The following is a 3,231-nucleotide window of genomic DNA, read 5'->3' on the forward strand; positions in this document are numbered from 1 at the left end:
GCGGGCCCGCTCAGCCACCGGTGGACCGCCCGCCTGGACGGCGCCGTGTACGGCCAGCCGCTCGTGGTCGGCGACACGGTCATCGCCGCGACAGAGAACGACACCGTGTACGCGCTCAGCGAATCAACGGGCGCGGTGGTGTGGCGGCACCACCTCGGCACCCCGGTGCCGCGCAGCACCCTGCAGTGCGGCGACATCGACCCGCTGGGCATCACGGGAACTCCGGTCTACGACCAGGGCAACGGCCTGGTGTACGCGGTGGCGGAGACGACCGGGTACCACCACGTGCTGTTCGGGCTGGCGGTCAGCGACGGCGCCATCCGGGTGCAGCGCGACATCGACATCGCCACCGCGGGCAACCACCCGTCCAACGACCAGCAGCGGCCCGCGCTGGCCATCGGCGGCGGGCGGGTCTACGCGGCGTTCGGCGGGCTGGCCGGAGACTGCGGCACCTACATCGGCTTCATCGCCGGGGTGCCGCTGTCCGGCAGCGGGCCGCTGGTCAGCTGGCACACCCCGACCACCAGGGAGGGCGCCATCTGGGCCACCGGCGGGCCGGTCACCGGCCCGGACGGGGACCTGTGGGTCTCCACGGGGAACGGGGCGGCAGAAAACCCCGCCGAGCCGTATGACGGCAGCGACTCGGTCGTCAAGCTCACCCCGAACCTGGTCCGCGCGGACTTCTTCGCGCCGGCGACCTGGGCCGACGACAACGCCAACGACCGCGACCTCGGCTCCACCCAGCCGGTGCTCGCCGCGGGGAACACCGCGTTCATCATCGGCAAGCGCGGCGTCGGGTACCTGCTGAACGAGGCCGGCCTTGGCGGCATCGGCCACCAGCTGGCGGAGCAGACGATCTGCGGCGCGTTCGGCGCGGCGGCCGTCAGCGGGTCCACGGTGTACGAGCCGTGCTCGGACGGCGGCCTGGCGGCCGTCTCGGTCAGCGCCGCGCAGCGGAACATCAGCGTGCTGTGGCGCGGCCCCGGCGACAGCAACGGGTCGCCGGCCGTCGGCGGCGGCGCCGTCTGGGTCACGCATTACGACCCTGGCGGGTCGAGCAGCGGGAACACACTGTACGAGCTCGACCCGGCGACCGGCGCGGTCAGGCATCAGCTCGCGGTCGCCGCGGGACTGCCGCACTTCTCGTCGCTGTCGCTGGCGGGCGGCACGGCTTTCCTCGGCACCCTGGACGGGGTCGTGGCCGTCAACGGGGCGTGACGGGGCGGTGGGGAGTCACCACGGGCCCGTTCGGGATAATGATTCTGATCGGTTTCGTTAGGGTTCCGATTGGAATGAGGCAGTCACGGTTGCGGCGAGGTTTTATGGAGCCGTAACCAACTGTGAGGTAGGAGGCGATGCATCGTGGTCGCGGTGCGTCGGATCGTGGTCGGGGTCCACGGGTCGCTGGGCAGCCTGCAAGCGCTGCGCTGGGCGGCCGAGGAAGCGCGGGCGCGGCAGGTGCCGCTGACCGCGGTGATCGCATGGGTGCCGCCGGGCGGCGACCTGGCCGAGCGGGGTCATCCGTCCCCGTACCTGCGCCGGATATGGAACGATGCCGCCAGGGAGCGGCTGATGGACGCGTTCGAGGCGGGGCTTGGCGGGCTGCCCGCCGACGTGCGAGTCGAGCCGTGCGTGGCGCGCGGCGAGACCGGGCCCGTGCTCGTGGACATCGCGGAACAGCCCGGTGACCTGCTGGTCATCGGGACGGGGCGGCGGGCACCGCTCGGCCGCGCGCTGCGCAAGTCGGTGGGGCGGTACTGCCTGGCGCACGCCAGGTGCCCGGTGCTCGCCGTGCCGCCGTCCGCGCTGATGGACGAGATGGCGCACGGGTTCAGGCCGTGGGCGCTGCGTGGGCGGCACGTGAGCGTGCCCGACATTCCGGACATGCCGGAGAGCTAGCGGCGGCGCCGCGCATGGGGTCTGTTAGTAACCCCTATGCGGCCGCATGGGGGGCGTGAAGATCGCAATTTTCCCTGCTCAACCGGACTTTGATTGATCCGTTCGGCACGCATCCTGAGCGTGCCGCAGTCCTGGGAGTCAGGGATGAACGACTTGCTGATCGTCGGCATAACCATCGTCATCTTCGCCGTGTTCTTCCTCCTGGTTAAGGCGGTCGAGCGAATTGAGCGCTGAGAACTGGGTTGGCCTGATCGCGGCCATCTTGCTCACGATCTACCTCGTTTACGCACTCGTCCGGCCGGAGCGATTCTGATGAACCCCTCTCTCGCGGGCGTCCTGCAGCTCGTCCTGCTGGTCGCCGCGCTGGCGATCTGCTACAAGCCGCTCGGCGACTACATCGCCCGCGTCTTCACGTCCCCCAAGCACCTGCGGGTAGAGAGCGGCTTCTACCGGCTGATGGGCATCGACGCGGAGGCCGACCAGCGCTGGGGCGCCTACGCCCGGTCCATGCTGGCGTTCTCCGGCACCTGCGTCTTGTTCCTGTACCTGCTGGAGCGCATCCAGCACTGGCTGCCGTACTCCAACGGGCAGGCGAACGTCCCGCCGTTCCTGGCGTGGAACACCGCTGCCTCGTTCGTCACCAACACGAACTGGCAGAACTACTCCGGCGAGACCACGATGGGCTACGTCGTTCAGATGGCGGGCCTGGCCGTGCAGAACTTCGTCAGCGCCGCCGTCGGCATCGTCGTCGTGATCGCGCTGATCCGCGGCTTCATGCGGAGCAAGACCGACCGGCTCGGGAACTTCTGGGTCGACACGACCCGGATCGTGATCCGGGTGCTGCTGCCCATCTCGGTGATCGGCGCCATCATCCTGATGGCCGCCGGCGTGATCGACAACTTCAACGCCACGCACGTGATCTCCACGCTGACCGGCGGCCAGCAGAACATGGTCGGCGGCCCGGTGGCCTCGCAGGAGGTCATCAAGGAGATGGGCAACAACGGCGGCGGGTTCTTCAACGCGAACTCGGCGCACCCGTTCGAGAACCCGAACCCGTTCAGCAACTGGTTCGAGATCTTCCTGCTGCTCGTCATCCCGTTCGCGCTGCCGCGCACCTTCGGCAAGATGGTCGGCGACAACCGGCAGGGCTACCTGCTCGTCGCCGTCATGGCGGCGCTGTGGCTGTGCTCGGTCGGCGCCATCACCTTCTTCGAATGGCAGCACGCGGGCACCGCCCTGCAGGCCGCGCACGGCGCGATGGAGGGCAAGGAGGTCAGGTACGGCATCCCCGGCTCGTCGTTGTTCACCGGGTCGACGACCGTCACCTCGACC

4 protein-coding genes are annotated in these 3,231 nt (G+C 69.6%); all 4 read left to right on the top strand.

The genetic code is table 11. The features are described 5' to 3' along the window. Positions 1 to 1,218: PQQ-binding-like beta-propeller repeat protein (locus WA805_RS15455; RefSeq protein ID WP_425242666.1), on the top strand; the 1,218-nt coding region annotated here is incomplete at its 5' end. Between the two features lie 144 nt (positions 1,219 to 1,362). Then, a complete protein-coding gene (locus WA805_RS15460) occupies positions 1,363 to 1,899 on the top strand; it encodes a universal stress protein (RefSeq protein ID WP_422280320.1) in 537 nt (178 codons plus the stop codon). A gap of 223 nt (positions 1,900 to 2,122) precedes the next feature. After that, a complete protein-coding gene (kdpF, locus tag WA805_RS15465; RefSeq protein WP_422280322.1) occupies positions 2,123 to 2,212 on the top strand; it encodes a K(+)-transporting ATPase subunit F in 90 nt (29 codons plus the stop codon). Then, positions 2,212 to 3,231: potassium-transporting ATPase subunit KdpA (locus tag WA805_RS15470; RefSeq protein WP_425242667.1), on the top strand; the 1,020-nt coding region annotated here is incomplete at its 3' end. The genes kdpF and WA805_RS15470, both read left to right, overlap by 1 nt.

Origin of the sequence: Trebonia sp., assembly GCF_049794275.1 — a bacterium.
Lineage (GTDB): Bacteria > Actinomycetota > Actinomycetes > Streptosporangiales > Streptosporangiaceae > Trebonia.